This window comes from Asticcacaulis sp., assembly GCF_047605585.1.
In the GTDB taxonomy this organism is placed as follows: Bacteria; Pseudomonadota; Alphaproteobacteria; order Caulobacterales; family Caulobacteraceae; genus Asticcacaulis.
In genome coordinates, this window is the sequence record NZ_JASGFK010000002.1 from 243,223 (window position 1) to 259,362 (window position 16,140).

Annotated in this window: 13 protein-coding genes; 8 read left to right on the forward strand and 5 right to left on the reverse strand. The window is 59.8% G+C overall.

Features of this window, described 5'->3' with window-relative positions; genetic code table 11:
* Positions 1-50: 50 nt before the first annotated feature.
* Together QM647_RS06935 and QM647_RS06940 are read right to left on the reverse strand one after the other, a co-directional pair.
* Positions 51-764, reverse strand: a complete 714-nt coding sequence (locus QM647_RS06935; RefSeq protein WP_414994777.1) for a response regulator — start codon at positions 762-764, stop codon at positions 51-53.
* 106 nt (positions 765-870) lie between these two features.
* A complete protein-coding gene (locus tag QM647_RS06940) occupies positions 871-4,218 on the reverse strand; it encodes a tetratricopeptide repeat protein (RefSeq protein WP_414994778.1) in 3,348 nt (1,115 codons plus the stop codon).
* 117 nt (positions 4,219-4,335) lie between these two features.
* Here QM647_RS06940 and QM647_RS06945 point away from each other — a divergent pair, with 117 nt between their 5' ends.
* The 3 genes from QM647_RS06945 (at position 4,336) to QM647_RS06955 (ending at position 10,155) form a co-directional block, all read left to right on the forward strand.
* The gene (locus QM647_RS06945; protein ID WP_414994779.1) at positions 4,336-5,961 is read left to right on the forward strand and encodes a sulfotransferase; all 1,626 of its coding nucleotides are present in this window, start codon (positions 4,336-4,338) and stop codon (positions 5,959-5,961) included.
* A 203-nt stretch (positions 5,962-6,164) separates the two neighbouring features.
* Positions 6,165-8,747, forward strand: a complete 2,583-nt coding sequence (locus QM647_RS06950; protein ID WP_414994780.1) for a TonB-dependent receptor — start codon at positions 6,165-6,167, stop codon at positions 8,745-8,747.
* Positions 8,748-8,868: 121 nt separating this feature from the next.
* Positions 8,869-10,155, forward strand: coding sequence for a NupC/NupG family nucleoside CNT transporter (locus QM647_RS06955; RefSeq protein WP_414994781.1), 1,287 nt, complete (start codon positions 8,869-8,871; stop codon positions 10,153-10,155).
* Here QM647_RS06955 and QM647_RS06960 read toward each other — a convergent pair whose 3' ends face one another.
* Entirely contained in the window at positions 10,156-10,614 is a 459-nt protein-coding gene (locus tag QM647_RS06960) for a PaaI family thioesterase (RefSeq protein WP_414994782.1), read from the reverse strand.
* Positions 10,615-10,644: 30 nt separating this feature from the next.
* Between QM647_RS06960 and QM647_RS06965 the strand changes: the two genes are divergently transcribed.
* The 5 genes from QM647_RS06965 (at position 10,645) to QM647_RS06985 (ending at position 14,655) form a co-directional block, all read left to right on the forward strand.
* Positions 10,645-10,908: a DUF3253 domain-containing protein gene (locus QM647_RS06965; RefSeq protein WP_414994783.1), complete on the forward strand. Its 264-nt coding sequence runs from the start codon at positions 10,645-10,647 to the stop codon at positions 10,906-10,908.
* 128 nt (positions 10,909-11,036) lie between these two features.
* A complete protein-coding gene (locus QM647_RS06970; protein ID WP_414994784.1) occupies positions 11,037-12,206 on the forward strand; it encodes an MlaE family ABC transporter permease in 1,170 nt (389 codons plus the stop codon).
* Positions 12,206-12,994 carry an ABC transporter ATP-binding protein gene (locus QM647_RS06975; RefSeq protein ID WP_414994785.1) on the forward strand — a complete coding sequence of 263 codons (789 nt, stop codon included), beginning with the start codon at positions 12,206-12,208 and terminating at the stop codon, positions 12,992-12,994. Before QM647_RS06970 ends, QM647_RS06975 begins: the two co-directional genes overlap by 1 nt.
* A gap of 18 nt (positions 12,995-13,012) precedes the next feature.
* Positions 13,013-13,948: an MlaD family protein gene (locus QM647_RS06980; protein WP_414994786.1), complete on the forward strand. Its 936-nt coding sequence runs from the start codon at positions 13,013-13,015 to the stop codon at positions 13,946-13,948.
* Positions 13,949-13,956: 8 nt separating this feature from the next.
* Complete coding sequence (locus QM647_RS06985; protein ID WP_414994787.1) at positions 13,957-14,655, forward strand: ABC-type transport auxiliary lipoprotein family protein; 699 nt, start codon at positions 13,957-13,959, stop codon at positions 14,653-14,655.
* A gap of 35 nt (positions 14,656-14,690) precedes the next feature.
* Here the strand turns inward: QM647_RS06985 and QM647_RS06990 are convergent, their stop codons facing one another.
* Together QM647_RS06990 and QM647_RS06995 are read right to left on the reverse strand one after the other, a co-directional pair.
* Positions 14,691-15,332: a 3-oxoacid CoA-transferase subunit B gene (locus QM647_RS06990; RefSeq protein WP_414994788.1), complete on the reverse strand. Its 642-nt coding sequence runs from the start codon at positions 15,330-15,332 to the stop codon at positions 14,691-14,693.
* Positions 15,332-16,045, reverse strand: coding sequence for a CoA transferase subunit A (locus tag QM647_RS06995; RefSeq protein ID WP_414994789.1), 714 nt, complete (start codon positions 16,043-16,045; stop codon positions 15,332-15,334). The genes QM647_RS06990 and QM647_RS06995 overlap by 1 nt, the downstream gene beginning before the upstream one ends.
* Positions 16,046-16,140: the final 95 nt, after the last annotated feature.

Below are 16,140 nucleotides of genomic sequence, written 5' to 3' on the forward strand. Positions count from 1 at the left end.
GCGGGCCAGAACTTGATCTTCGGCAGTTTTCTTTTAGGCGCCACCTCGGCTTAATCCGGCGCCAGCATGTAACCCTTGCCGCGCACTGTCTGCAGATAGCGGGGGTTTTTCGGGTCCTGTTCGATCTTTCGGCGCAGGCGCGTGACCTGGACATCGACGGCGCGGCCGGTGGTATCGACGCTGTCCTTGGCCAGGTCCATGCGGTCGACCGGCACATTGGCGCGCTCGGCCAGGTATTTCAGCAGTTGCGATTCGGCTTCGGTCAGGCGGACCAGGGTGCCGTTCTTGCTCAGCTCCGAGCGTTCGAGATCGAAGCTGAAGGGACCCATGGCGATCGATTTCGGCAAGGCGGGCTTGACGCCGGTACGGCGCAGGATGGCCTCGATGCGCAGCAGCAGCTCCTGCGGTTCGAACGGTTTGGAGAGATAGTCGTCGGCGCCGAGCGACAAGCCCATGATGCGGTCATCGGGCAGGCCGCGCGCCGTCAGGATCAGGATCGGCACATTGGAATTGGTGCGGACCCATTTCGACAAAGAAAACCCGTCCTCGCCCGGCATCATGACGTCGAGGATCAGCAGATCGAAATCGAGCAGTTGCAGCATGCGCTTGGCGGCATCGGCATGGGCGGCGGCGGTGACGCGGAAACCCTGTCGACTCAGGAACTCCTTCAGCAGGGTGCGGATGCGGTCGTCATCGTCGACCACCAGCAGGTGGCGCGTGGTGGCGTCGTTTTGCGGCGTGGTTTGCCCTGTGGCCAGGCTCATTTTGGCAGCTCTTTCTGTCAGTCTTTCAGTGACTCTAAACAGACATGTCTGAATTTACAGATCACTATTCGTTGATTTTTGTAAAGAGCGGGGTTGCTTTCACTGATTAACCGTCTGTGGAAGCCGGTTTGACAGGGGCGGGGGGCTTGTTATCTGGATAGATGCCGTAATCCGCAAAGATCTTGTCCATACCGGCATAGATATCCCGCGCCGCCTTCAGATCTGCATCGCTGCCGGCAATATCCCCCTTGCGGCGTTTGGCTATGCCACGTCCGTACAGGGAATCCGCTTGCTTGGGTTCAATGGCCAGGGCGGCGTCATAATCCGCAATGGCGGCATCGTATTGCCCCAGACGGAGTTTCACGAAGGCGCGGCTGTCCAGAATGGCAGACGACCTGGGCGACAGAGCCGCTGCGGCTTCGCACTGGCTGAGGGCCTTGTCGAGTTGGATATTGTGAGTCGCGCGCGTCCAGCAGGCGCTGTTCAGCCAACTGGCATTTTTCGGGGATATTTCGATGAGGTGGTCCCAGTCCCTGAGCGCCTCTTCCATCATGTTTTGTTGTTCGTAGGTCGTGGCCCGCACCTGGTAAGCCTGCTCGAAGTCAGGGTCTATGGCCAGAACGGAAGCCACGTCTGCGCGCGCCTTTTCATATTCCTTCATGCTCAGATAAAGGGAGGCCCGCGCGGTCAGGGTAAATACGGATTGTGGCTCCAGGGCCAGGGCCGCGTTTATGTCCTTCATCTTCAGGTCGAAATCCTTGGCGCCACGCATTTGCGACCGGGCCGTATAGGCATAGGCGGTCGGCTTGATCGCTATCGACTCATCATAGGCATGAATGCCCATCTGGTGCTGGGCGGTGCAGGCGTCCTTGTCGGGCAGCCTGGGGCTGCAGTACAACAGCATGTCACCGAGTTCGGACGGTAACTGGGCGTTGGCCGGATCGGCCTTCATGCGCTCATCGTAAATGGCAACTGCCTTTTCCGGCTGTCCTGTGTGAACATAGACAAAAGCCAGAAGAGCCTTTGCCGATGTCGAGTCAGGCTGCAGGCTGTTATATAGTTCGGCATCCTCAATGGCCGAATCATAGTCTTCCGACGCCAGATAGGCCCGAATGCGATTTTCGCGGGCATAGTTATTGTCGGAATTCAGCTCTATGGCGCGGCTGAAAGCAGCGATGGCCTGGGCATACTTGCCATCCCTCATGTAGAACATGCCGCGGCCGTTATAGGCAAGCCAGGCTCTGGGATTGAGCTTAATGGCGGCGTCAAAGTCCGCCTTTGCCCCTTCGCTGTCCTTGTTGAAAAGTCTGGCGCTGCCCCGTTGGGCCAGAATGGTGTCGTTATTCGGTTCCAGCTTCAGGGCGGCATCGTAGTCACGAATGGCAGCGGACAGCTGGTTGTTTCTCTGCAGCGTCATGGCGCGCGCGGCATATTCATCGGCCGTTTTGGGATCACCTGATGTAATGGCCGCGACATCTTTCTCGGAGGCTTTGTAGTTTACCGGAGCCTCGACATATACGACGCTGTCCCACAGGGCTTTCAGTTCCTTCGTCGCCTTTTCCATCTCATCATAACTGATTTCGCGCTGAAGATAACGGCTGGAGGCATCCATGGAAAAGACGCCGTCCTTGATGGCGACCGTACGCTTATAGGCTACGCCGGCCAGGGTGGCGTCAACGGAGTCGCCAATCACCTGGAAGTCCACGCCCTTGTTCGGTAGCCGAATGGTTTCGTGAGAGGCGGAGTAGGACGGGTATGACAATCGCACGGGATCGTGGGCGTGCGGACCGGGATCACGCTTCAGGTCCGGATTTCGGCCCAGACCGTATCCATCTGTCTCATAACGGCGGCCATGCGGATATTCAGCTTGCGCCCACTCCATTTTCGCTTCGCCATCCAGGACGAGTTTCTCTTCTCCGGTCGCCGGATCGAAGGAGGCGGAAACAGTGGCTGGTTCGATCCAGTCATAATCATCCTTCCAAAACTCGCGCAAATGCTTGTCGAGTTCGGCTGCCGTGATGCTGTGAGCCGCCAGGTTGAACTGTATCGCGAAGTCGCCGCGATAGATGCGCTCCAGGTGTGCAGGCGCCTTGGCATCCAGTCCGGCGGTGGCGTCCAGGGTGACAAAGGTTTCCGTGAAGGGTTTGTCAGCGGGCGGAGGGGTAAGCTTGGTCAGGTCGCTGCCGGGCTGTGTGAGGGGCAGAGCCCAGTCCAGATCGGGCACGGACAGGCTCTCCAGGTCCCGGTCGCCATAGCGCGTGGCGTCCAGCCAATAGACCTTACCGTCAATTCTGGCGCGTACGATGACGTGGTCGAACAAGGCCAGCGTGGGCAGGCGGTTGTCATAGCCGTCACCGCTATAGCTGTTGACCAATACGGCGTCTGCCTCGATACCAAGTTCATGCAGCAGGGCGAGAAGCAGGGCGGACTTGCCCTTGCAGTCGCCAAAGCGCCGCGTCCAGGTAAGATCGGCGTTGGCCGGGACATATCCGCCCAGGTTCATGCCCAAAAAGACATAACGCACGCGTTCCTCGACCAGATGCAGGGCCGCGGCCGCCTGAGCCCTGGGATCGGGATTGGCGGCCCTTATCTTCGCCGCTTCCGTCTTCAGCGGCGAATCGGTCGTCAGGGTGGCGGCGGTCTGGTAGAGCGGGGCCAGCTGTTGCGACATTTCCTGCCAGCTCGCGAATTGCGTCAGTTCGATATGCCCGGAGAGATTGAAACGAAGCGGGGCAAAGTGAATGGCATCTGGGTCCTTGACATTGGTCATGTCGATCAGAAGCTCATTGCCCTCTGCCGTGCTGTTCAACTTGACAGCCAGGTCGGGCGTCGCTTTCCAGCGGATATTACGATCTTTCGGCCAGACCGCCCGCAACACCATGTGATCGACAATATTGTCGGTGAAGAGGTTGTTGATCTGCCCTTCGACCTTGCCCTGCATGACCGGATCCTTGCGGGTCATTGTATAGGCGTAGTTCACAATATCCCCGACCTCGACGCCTTCGGGTTGCAGAACCCCCGTCAGGAAACCATTCAGCATTGACTTGTCCAGGTCGGCTTCGCGCCGCAGGATGGTAAAGGTCTGTCCTTTGCCGAGCAGATCGATCACCTGTCCGTTGCGTATGAGATGGACCTTGTTGATGGTGACCGAGTCCGTATCCGGGTTCCATAGAACACTGGGCTGGACGCCCTGCAGGCCCTGGGCATTTTCAATACGCACGGCATATTCGTTGTAAGAACTCACGCCGGCATTATCCAGCCTGACCTGAACGTTCTCAAGCAGGACAGAGACTATGCCTTCGGCTGGCTTGGCGGGGTCGGTGGCGGCCGGCAGGGCTATGGTTTTTACCCAGTTTTCGGCTGGCGCATAGGTCAGGCTGTCCGAAGCCTGAGCCCTGTTCGCAACGGTCAGAGCAGCGAGCGCTGCCAGGCTGGCCTGTATGATTTTACGCATATATCCCCCAAGGTCTTGCCATCGGAAGCGTAGCGCAATTCCCGGTAAGGTGGCAATCCATCTGTGACGTAAGGATTTCGGTTTACAAGCCCGATTTTGTATTGAACACATTCAGGCATGAGCGCCACACCTGAAAATGCCCCGCGTCCTGAAGAGATCGCCATCCGGCAGGGGATGCAGAATCCCGACCTGATGAACGCCGCGCTGGCGCTTTACGATAACCGCCTGGAAGTGGCCGAGCCGATCCTGCGTGCCCATCTGAAACGCGATCCGTTCGATGTGGCGGCCATCCGGATGCTGGCCGAGGTGGCGGCGCGGATCGGCCGCTATCGTGATTCCGAGACCCTGTTGCGCCGGGCGCTGGAACTGGCGCCAGACTTCGGGGCGGCGCGCGCCAACCTGGCCAGCGTGCTTTACAAGCAGCATCGCGCGCCGGAAGCCATTGCCGAACTGGACCTGCTGATCGACGCCGGCAGCGAGAACCTGGGCCTGAACAATCTCAAGGCGGCCGCGCTCAGCAAGATCGGTGGCTTCGAGGAGGCGATCGGCCTGTACAGGGACGTACTTGAAAAGGCGCCCAACCAGCCGAAGGTTTGGATGAGCCTGGGGCACATGCTCAAGACCGTCGGCCAGCAGGCGGAGAGCATCGCCGCCTATCGTGAGGCCCTGGCCCTGACTCCGACCCTGGGCGAGGTGTGGTGGAGCCTGGCCAACCTCAAGACGGTGCGCTTTACTGAGGCCGACATCGCCGCCATGGAAAGCGCCCTGACGCAGCCGGACCTGCGCGACGAGGATCGTTTTCACCTCGATTTCGCGCTGGGCAAGGCGCGCGAGGATCAGAAGGCCTATGCGGCATCTTTCGCCCATTATGCCGCCGGCAATGCCCTGCGCCGCCAGAGCGTCGATTATGACGCGGACGAGACCACGGCCTTTGTCGACCGCAGCATCGCCTTGTTTACGTCCGGATTTTTTGCCGAACGGGCCGGGCAGGGGCATGAAGCCCGCGATCCGATCTTTATCCTCGGCATGCCGCGCGCGGGCTCGACCCTGGTCGAGCAGATCCTGTCCAGTCACAGCCAGGTCGAAGGTACGTCGGAACTGCCGGATATTCCGGCCCTGGCGCGCGATGGCAAGGACTATCCGGTGCGTATCGGCGACCTGACGCCCGAACGGCTGAAGGCGCTGGGCGAAAGCTACCTGTCGCGCACCCGTATCCAGCGCAAAACGGATCGACCGCTGTTCATCGACAAGCTGCCGAACAACTGGGCGCACGTGCCCTTCATCCACCTGATCCTGCCGAACGCCCTCATCATCGATGCCCGTCGCCATCCGCTGGCCTGCGGCTTCTCCAACTTCAAGCAGCATTTCGCCAAGGGCCAGACCTTTAGCTACAGCCTGGAAGACATGGGGCGTTACTATGCCGACTATGTACGGCTGATGACGCACATCGATACGGTTCTGCCGGGACGTGTGCATCGTGTCATCTATGAACGCATGGTCGATGATACCGAGGTCGAGGTGAGGGCGCTACTGGCCGCCTGCGGTCTCGAATTTGAGAACAGCTGCCTGCGTTTCCATGAAACAGAACGGGCCGTGCGTACCGCTTCCAGCGAGCAGGTGCGTCGGCCGATCTTCCGCGAAGGCACCGAAGGCTGGCAAGGTTTCGAACCGTGGCTGGTCCCACTCAAGGTGGCCCTGGGGCCGGTTCTGGAAGCCTATTCGGGCACACCTGAAGCGAATTGACCTAACGTAAGGATGATTGTGCGGTGCGGGAAAATTCCCTTTTAAAAACAATGGAACGCCGTTTTCTTAGTGACGCGAAAGTCATGTAAACGTGGCAATTGCGACACATTTGTGATCGCATTTTTGCATTGCGACAAATTGCCGTTGACGGTTTTACAACTCGGCCACAGTCTGGTCGAATTAACCGACATACGGGGGTTTCAATGAATGCGCGTCGCCTAAACACCAGCCTGGCTACTACCCTGCTCACGAGCACCATGCTGGCCACCCTGCCAGCCCTGGCCTTCGCGCAGGAAACACCCCCGGCGCCTGCCGCGGCTGAGCCGGAACCCACCGAAGTCATTGTCACGGCGCAGAAGCGCAGTCAGAAGCTTCAGGACGTGCCGATCAGCATTCAAGTGCTGGGCACCAAGAAACTGGACGAACTGCATGTCAACAATTTCAACGACTATGCCGCACAGTTGCCGAGCGTGTCTTTCCAAACCTCACAGCCCGGCTCGACCAAGGTGTATTTCCGCGGCGTAGCGTCGGGCGGCGATGGCAACCACTCCGGCTCCCTGCCGAGCGTCGGTATCTATCTCGACGAACAGCCAGTGACCACGATCGACGGCGCGCTCGATGTCCACGTCTACGATATCGCCCGTATCGAGTCGCTGGCGGGGCCGCAGGGTACGCTCTACGGCGCTTCGTCCGAAGCTGGCACCCTGCGCATCATCACCAACAAGCCGACCCTCGGCGCCACCTATGGCCGGTTCGACAGCGAGATCAACCAGGTCGAGAATGGCGGCATGGGCGGTCAGCTCGAAGGCATGTTCAACGTGCCGCTCAGCGACAAGATCGCGTTGCGTCTGGTCGGCTGGTACGAAAAGGACGCCGGCTATATCGACAATGTGGCGGGGACGCGCACCTTCCTGGGGGCGTCGGACGGAGAGGGCGGCTACCTGCCTGGCATTACCGTCAATAACGACAAGTATGTCGAAAAGGATTACAACGACACTGAGGTCATGGGGGGGCGTGCTGCGCTGAAGGTCGATCTTGATGAAAACTGGACGGTGACCGGCACGTTGTTGGCCCAGGATACGCGTAGCCATGGCAGCTATGGCTACGATCCGACCGTTGGTGACCTCAAGGTGCAACGCTTCTATCCGGAATCGAGCCACGACCGCTTCGCTCAGGCAGCCCTGACGGTCCAGGGCAAGATCGGCAATTTCGATGTCACCTATGCCGGTGCCTACATGGAGCGCAAGGTGACTTCGGTATCGGACTATACCGACTATGCCGAGGCCTATGATGCCCTCTATGCCTCCTACGGCGGTATCGCCAACTATCAGTATTTCACTGACAACGACGGCAATACTATCGATCCACGCCAGATGATCGTCGGTACGGACAAGTTCACCAAGCAGAGCCATGAAATCCGCATCGCCTCGCCGGCGGAAAACCGCCTGCGCTTCGTGGCAGGCGCCTTCTATCAGTACCAGACGCACGATATCCTGCAGGACTACCAGGTGCCGGGCCTTTCGGCCGCCATGTCGGTCAATGGCTGGGAAGGCACGCTATGGCTAACCAAGCAGAGCCGCATCGACCGCGACGCCGCCATCTTCGGCGAGCTCTATTACGACATCACGCCGAAACTGACCCTGACCGTCGGCGGCCGCTCCTTTACCTATGACAATTCGCTGATCGGCTTCTTCGGCTTCGGTCGCAGCGAAGGCTTCCTGGCCGGTACCGATGCCCCGAATGCGACCTATGGTTCATCGGGCGTGCGCCGCTGCTTCACCACCGATACCTATGGCGTCGATAACCCGAAAGACCCGACCGGTACCCTGCTGACGGGCGGTGTCGCCGATACCCCCTGTACCGACCTCGGCGTGCAGAACGCCGACGGCAGCATTTCGCCGAAGCACGCCACAGGCAGCGGCTTCTCGCCGAAGCTGAACCTGTCGTGGAAGGCAACGCCGGATCTGATGGTGTACGGTACCTGGTCGAAGGGGTTCCGCCCGGGGGGGATCAACCGCCGCGCCAGCGTGCCCAACTATGCGCCGGATTATCTGACCAACCTGGAATTCGGCTGGAAAGCCAGCCTGTTTGATAAGAAGGTTCATCTGAACGGCGCCATCTATGACCAGAAGTGGGAAGCCTTCCAGTTCGCCTTCCTGGGCCAGAACAGCTTTACCGAAATCCACAACGGGCCTGATGCCGATATCAAGGGCCTGGAACTGGACATGACCTGGAACCCGACCGAGCACCTGTCGATCGGGGCCAGCGGCGCTATTACCGATGCAAAGACTACCAGTAATCTGTGTGCTTATGAAGGCGATACGGCGTCGGATTGTTCCGGTGTCGTTACCACCTATGAAACCCAGTACCCGGATGGAGTCGCTACGATCATAGCCACGGAGCATCAGGACTCGATTGCGGCCCCGGTGGGGACACGCCTGCCGATTACGCCGAAGCTGAAACTGGCGGCCAATGCCCGTTACACCTGGCAGGTCGGCGATCTGAGCCCCTACTGGCAGATTGACGCCGCCTACCAGGCGGGGGCTTCGACCGATATCCGTGTCGCCGAGGCCGCGCTCATGGGCGACCTGAAGGAATATACGACCATCAATTTCGCCCTGGGCACGGACTACAAGTCCTGGACTCTGGAAGCCTATATCCGCAACCTGACGGATGAACGCGGCCAACTGTCCAAATATGTTCAGTGCAGCATCTGCTATCAGCGTTCCTACATCGTTGCGACCACGCCGCGGACCTTCGGCCTGCGCCTCGGCTCGAAATTCTAGGTCTGCGTTTAATTTCATGAGAAGGCGGGTCTCGACAGGGCCCGCCTTTTTGTATCTATTGTCACAATATCTGTAAGTTCCGGATGTATCCGGAATCCCTGTACCCTTGAGGAAGATTGCCTTGCCCTTTCATTATGGCCCGGAAAACCTGCAAAGCCTGTTCGGCATCGTTGCCATCCTGCTGATCTGCTGGTTGATGTCGGAGAACCGCCGCAAGTTCCCGGTCCGCCTGGCCATCGGCGCCATTGCCATCCAGGTGGCGCTGATCCTGGCGCTGTTCGCCATTCCGCAATCCCATGCCTTGCTGGGTGGGGTCGCCAATGGCATGAGCGCCTTGTCTGACGCGACCGACCAGGGCATGCAGTTCGTCTTCGGTTATATGGGCGGCGGCGACCAGCCTTATCAGGTCACCAATTCCGGCGCGCTGTTTGTCTTTGCGCTCAAGGTTTTGCCGCTGATCCTGGTCATTTCGGCCCTGTCGGCCCTGCTGTGGCACATTGGCGTGCTCAAGATCATCATCCGCGGGCTGGGCTATATCTTCGAAAAAACGATCGGCCTGGGCGGCGCCACCTCGCTTGGCGTCGCTTCGGGTATCTTCGTCGGCAATGTCGAGAGCATGATCATCATCAAGGGCTATCTCGACAAGCTGACGCGTTCGGAATTGTTCGTGCTGATCGTGATCGGCATGGCCAATGTGTCCGGTTCCACCATGGTGGCCTATGTGCTGATCCTGCAGAACGTCCTGCCCGATGCGGCGGGTCATATTCTGGCGGCGGCCGTGGTCTCGGCGCCGGCGGGGGTCCTGCTGTCGCGGATCATCGTGCCGGACCTGATGAATCACAAGGTTGAGAAGCTCGATTACGGCAGCGAACTGAAATACGATTCCGCCATCGACGCCGTTTCGAAGGGCACGGTCGACGGCATGACCGTGGCCATGAATATCGCCGCCATCCTGGTGGTCATGGTCGCCTTGGCGGCCCTGGCCAATGCGATCCTGACGATTATCCCGCCGATTGGCGGACAGCCGGTGACGGTCGAGCGCATACTGGGGGTCATTTTCACCCCGCTGGCCTGGGTGATCGGCGTGCCGTGGAACGAAGCGGCGAAGGGCGGCGAAATCCTCGGCGTCAAAATGGTGCTGACCGAGTTTGTCGCCTTCCTGAAACTGGCGGCGGTGCCGCTGACCGACATGACGCCGCGCACGCGCATTCTGCTGACCTACGCCACCTGCGGCTTCGCCAATATTGGTTCGGTGGGGATTACCGTGGCCGGCTTCGGCGCCCTGATGCCGGAGCGCCGTCAGGAGATCATCGACATGATCTGGAAGGGACTGGCCGCGGCCTTCCTGGCCACCTGTCTGTCGGCGGCCATTGTCGGCGCTCTGCCGAACGCGGTGTATGGGCTTTAATTAAGCATCCCCGGACGGCTTGAGCGCTTTACGTGCCATAATACCGGAATAGCTCAACAGGATACGGTCGCCGCAGGTCAGCTGACCACGACCGAAAACCACCGTCTTGCCAGCACGGGTGATCTCGCCGGTTGCCACGATGATGTCCCCCTCGCGGCCGGGGGTCTGGAATTGCGAGTCGAGCTGCAGGGTCACCGCGCCGCCATCGCCGAGATGGGGCAGGGCGAAAATGAACAGCGAGGTGTCTGCCAGGGTCAGCAGGCAGCCGCCATGCACGGTGCCGCCGCCATTGAGGTGACGTTTTTCCGCCTTGAAGGCCACTTTGACATTGGCGGGGTCATCGATCTGGTAGTAATAGGGCCCGACAAGTCCGTTGAAGCTCTCGCTCTCGGACGACCTGACCCAGCCGGCAAAATCGCCTTCGGTTATTTTCTCATACGGGCTGGTGTCTGTGGTCATGACTGAACTCATCCATTGAAAGGCACACGCATGTCTCAGCTTATCGAAGAGACCCTGTTTGATCTTCTGTCGCAGGTGCGAAAAGATGAGTCCATTAGTCCCAATCAGGTGGCCAAGGCAATAGACGCCACCAACTGGCAGCGCGAACTGCCAAAGATCCGGGCCGTCATCATCGGCCTGGCGCGGCAGGGCCGCATCGAGGTGCTGCGCAAGGGCAAGCCTGTCGAACCCGAAGGATTCAAGGGTGTTTATCGGGTGCGTCTGGTGGACGGCGAAACCCAAAGCGAAACATAATCGCCATAAAAGTGAACGGTACTGTACGGTTTTTTCCGCTTCGCTATTGCCATTTTATCAATATGGCGCATGTATGATCGGACATCCACGCGCGATCGGAACCTGAAATAAAGACCGCCAACCAAAGCATGTCCAGGGCGACTTCCAAACCGGCCAAGGCTGAATTTACCGTTACGGCGCCCCCAAAGGGCGGCGAGGGGACAGCCGTGCTCAATCTGAGCGGCCAGTGGATCATCACGCGCCTGGAAGGCATTGCCGACCGTATGCAGGCCGCGCTGAAAAAATACAACAGGGTGCGCGTCACGACCGATGGGCTGGAGGTGATGGACAGCGCCGGCGCCTTTGCTCTGCATTATGCCCTGACCGACAAGCTCGACGGCGAGATTTTTCCGGATAACGAAAACTACGCGCGGCTCTATGCCCTGGTCGGGGCGAACCGCCCGACCATGGACACCTACAACCGGGAAAACCCGGAGGTCAAAAAATTCTGGCTGCACCCGATCTATTACGGCCTGGTCAATCTCGGCCAGCTGATGTCGGGTTTCTGGCGCGGTTTCCTGGCGCAGTCGGTCTTCATGGGTCATGTCATGACCCTGATCATGCTGTCGATCGTCCGGCCGTCGCGTGTCCGCTGGGCGCCGCTGTTCAACATCATGCAGCGGGCGGGGCTAGAGGCCCTGCCGATTGTTGCCCTCACCAATATGTTCGTCGGCGCCGTGCTGGCCTTCCTGATGGTGCTGTCGCTGAAGGCCTATGGCGGGGCGGTGTTCTCCATAGATTTCGTTTCCATCGGCGTCATGCGCGAATTCGCGCCGGTCATCGCCGCCGTGCTGATTGCCGGCCGTTCGGCCTCGGGCTTTGCCGCCGAAATCGGCTCGATGAAGATGAATCAGGAAATCGACGCCATGCGGGTCATGGGCATCGATCCCTATGAGGCCCTGGTCGTGCCGCGCGTCGTGGCCCTGGTCATCATGACGCCATTGGTTACCTTTATCGGCGCCCTGGCCGGCATGCTCGGTGGTTCCCTGGCCATCTGGGGCTCGCTGGGCCTCGGGCCGCAATATTTCGTCCAGCGTCTCTATGACTATGTCCCGACCGTCAACCTGTTCGTCGGCATGATCCGCACGCCGGTCTTCGCCATCACCATCGCCGTGGTCGGCTGCCGCCTCGGTATGGCGGTGAAGGACGATGTCATCAGCCTGGGCCGTCAGGTCACCAAGGCCGTGGTGCAGTCCATTTTCCTGATCTTCATGATCGATGCCATCTTCGCCATTCTTTTCAACGGGTTCGTGTTCTGATGAAAAGGCAGGTCGTCCCCCCGCTGAAGGAAGAATCAGAAGACCCGATCGTTATTACGGGCCTGAACAACAGCTTTGGCAGCAATGTCATCCATGAGAACCTCGAACTGACCGTCAAGCGCGGCGAGGTGCTGGGCATTGTCGGCGGCTCCGGCTCCGGCAAGACCGTCCTCCTGCGTTCCATTCTGGGCCTGCAAAAGCCGACCTCCGGCGATATTCGCCTGTTCGGCCACCGCCTCTATGAGGGCAGCGACGAAAAGACCCGCCAGATCCAGGCCAAGACCGGCGTGCTGTTCCAGAGCGGCGCGCTGTTTTCCACCCTGACCGTGGCGGAAAACATCATGGCGCCGATCATGGAATTCACCCGCCTGAGCCGCCGCGAGGCCCGGGCCGTGGCTCTGCTGAAGATGTCCATGGCCGGCCTGCCGCTGACCGCCGCCGACCTGGCACCATCCGAGCTGTCCGGCGGCATGATCAAGCGCACGGCCCTGGCGCGGGCGCTGGCGCTGGATGCGCAACTGCTGTTTCTCGATGAACCGACCGCGGGGCTCGACCCTATAGGCGCGGCGGCCTTCGATACCCTGATCCGTGAACTGGCGAGCAGCCTCGACCTCACGGTCTTTATGATTACCCACGATCTTGATAGTCTCTATGCCATCTGTGACGAAATCGCCGTGCTGGCCGATCGTCACGTGGTGGAGAAGGGGCCTGTCTCGCAACTGGAAAAATCCACGCATCCGTGGATATACGAATACTTCCACGGTCCTCGCGGACGGGTGAAAGATTAGAAAGCGAAAGCATAGAACATGGAACGTCAAGCCCATTATGCTCTGGTTGGTCTTGCCACATTTGCCCTCGCACTTGTGTTGCTGGTCTTTGCCTTCTGGTTCATCCAGTTCGACTTCAACAAGAGCTTCGGCACCTATGAGGTCGAATTTAACACGCCGGTCGACGGCCTGACCAAGGGGGCGGAAGTCCATTTCAACGGTATCAAGGTCGGTGAAGTGACCGGCCTGCGCCTGGGCAACGCCAATACCCACCAGGTCATCGCCACGGTCCAGCTCGACGAGGGCACGCCGGTGCGCGTCGATTCCGTCGCGTCGCTGGAGCCGCAGGGCATTACCGGCCTGTACTATATGCAGATTTCGCCGGGCTCGGCCAATGCGCCGCTGCTGAAGCACAAGCAGGGGGCGCCGCCGCCGCTGATCCACAGCCAGGAAAGCGCACTTTCCAAGCTGCTGTCGGGATCCGGGTCAGTGATCGAGAACACCTATGAGAGCCTGAACCGCGTCAACCGTCTGTTGTCCGACCAGAATATCAAAACCTTCTCCGACAGCCTGAGCAACCTGCAGGCCATCACGGCCGAGCTGAAGGGCCGTGAGCAGATGATCGATGACGCCCATGCTGCCATTGTCAGCGCCGGTGAAGCCGCCGATGCCGTGACGCGGCTGGCCAATTCGACCAATGGCGTGGCTTCGGAAAAACTGCCGGAAACGCTCGACCAGATCAATGCGGCCACCAAGAAACTGGCCGATGCCGCCGAGCATGTCGAGACCCTGGCCGATGCCATGAAGGCGCCGGCTGACCAGCTCAATACGACCACCCTGCCGGAACTGCAGGAAAGCCTGCGCAACCTCAATGACGCCTCGGAATCGGTCAAGGATCTCGTCGATTCCGTGCAGGCCAGCCCGCAGGGGCTGATCAACAAGCCCGTCGCCAAGGAAAGAAAGGTGAGCCAATGAGTGCGCTTATGAAAACCCTGAGGACGGCAACCGTGCTTGGCGCGGCTATTGCGCTCACTGGCTGCGTGACCCTGCTGCCCAAGACCAAGCCCGCCCAACTCTATCGCTTCGGCTATACACCGGAACTGGTGGAACAGAAGGCAGTCGCGGCGGGGACGGCTGGCCGTGCGGTCGGCATGGCGCCCACGGGCATCGTGTTCGGCACGGTGACCTTCCCGCAGGACAGCGCCGGCGATCGCATCATGACGGTGGAAGGCAGCCAGGTCTCCTATATCGCCGAAGCGCGCTGGACCTCGGCGGCGTCGGGCCTGTTCAAGGACGCCATCTCGACCGGCTTCGCGCGCGGCGGCCAGACGGTGACGCTTGAGCCGCGCGGCCCGACGGCGGCCAATTTCCGCCTCGATATCAGCGTGCGCAAGTTCGAGACGGACTATACGCGCAATCGCCCGACGGTTTCCATCGCGCTCGATGCCCGCCTGATCCGCCTGTCAGACCGGCTGGTCGTGGGGCAGAAGTTCATCAGCGCCGATATCGCGGTTCGCAAGAATGACATGTCATTGATGAGTGAGGGATATAATCAGGCAACCACGCAGGTGGTAACGAGCCTGATCGATTTCAGCGAGGATGCCCTGGCCAACTATGCCCAGACGGCGACACCGCAGGAGATGGCCAAGCCTTCAGCTTCGCAGAAGGTCGAGGGTCTCTAAAACAAAAGCCCCGGAGTTTCCTCCGGGGCTTTTTACTATAGCGCCACCTCGTAGGCGGCTTCGGTCTTTTCGGCGATCTCTTCCAGCGTTACCTCGGGCGCCAGTTCGATCAGTTTCAGGCCCGAGCCATCCGGCTTGACCTCGAACACGCCCAGATTGGTGATGATCAGATTGACCACCTTCGTGCCGGTCAGCGGCAGGGTACAGGCCTTCAGCACCTTGGATTCGCCGTGCTTGTTGGCATGATCCATGACCACCACCACGCGCTTGACGCCGGCCACCAGATCCATCGCCCCGCCCATGCCCTTGACCAGCTTGCCAGGGATCATCCAGTTGGCGATGTCGCCGTTTTCGGCCACTTCCATGGCGCCGAGGATGGTCAGGTTGATATGGCCGCCACGGATCATGGCGAAGCTGTCCGATGACGAGAAATAGCTCGTCTCATCCAGTTCAGTGATGGTCTGCTTGCCGGCATTGATCAGGTCAGCGTCGATCTCGTCCTCATAGGGGAACGGCCCCATGCCCAGCATGCCGTTTTCCGATTGCAGCGTGACGGTCATGCCCTCGGGAATATGGTTGGCCACCAGCGTCGGGATGCCGATGCCGAGATTGACGTAGAAGCCATCCTGCAATTCGGCGGCAGCGCGCTTGGCGAGATCGTCTCTGGTCCAGGGCATTAGACAGCCTCCCTTACACGCACGGTGCGTTGTTCAATTCGCTTTTCAAATGTGCCCTGCACGATGCGATCGACATAGATGCCGGGCGTATGGATATTGTCCGGATCGAGCGACCCCACCGGCACGATTTCCTCGACCTCGGCGATGCACACCTTGCCGGCCGTCGCCATCATCGGGTTGAAGTTGCGCGCCGTCTTGCGGAAGATCAGGTTGCCGCGGGCATCACCCTTCCAGGCCTTGATGATGGAAAGATCAGCCACCAGGCCGGTTTCCAGCACGTAGTCGCGGCCGTTGAAATTCTTGATTTCCTTGCCCTCGGCCACGATGGTGCCGACGCCGGTGGCGGTATAGAAGCCGGGAATACCGGCGCCCCCGGCGCGAATGCGTTCGGCCAGCGTGCCTTGCGGATTGAACTCCAGCTCCAGTTCTCCGGCGAGATACTGGCGCTCGAATTCCTTGTTCTCGCCAACGTAAGACGAGATCATTTTCCTGATCTGGCGGGTTTCGAGCAACTGGCCAAGGCCAAAGCCATCGACGCCGGCATTGTTGGAGATGACGGTGATCCCTTTGACGCCGGAATCACGCAGGGCGGCGATCAGGTTTTCAGGGATTCCGCACAGGCCAAAGCCGCCGGACATGACGGTCATGCCGTCAAACGCCAGACCTTTAAGGGCAGCTGTGGCATCAGAAAAGACTTTAGGGGAACTGGTCATTGAGTCCTCATGGGGAGGTTTCATTTGCCCTGACCTAAGCGCAATCCGCCGGTAATGTCACCTCAATTTTGTGCGCTGCGACACTGTGGCGCCGG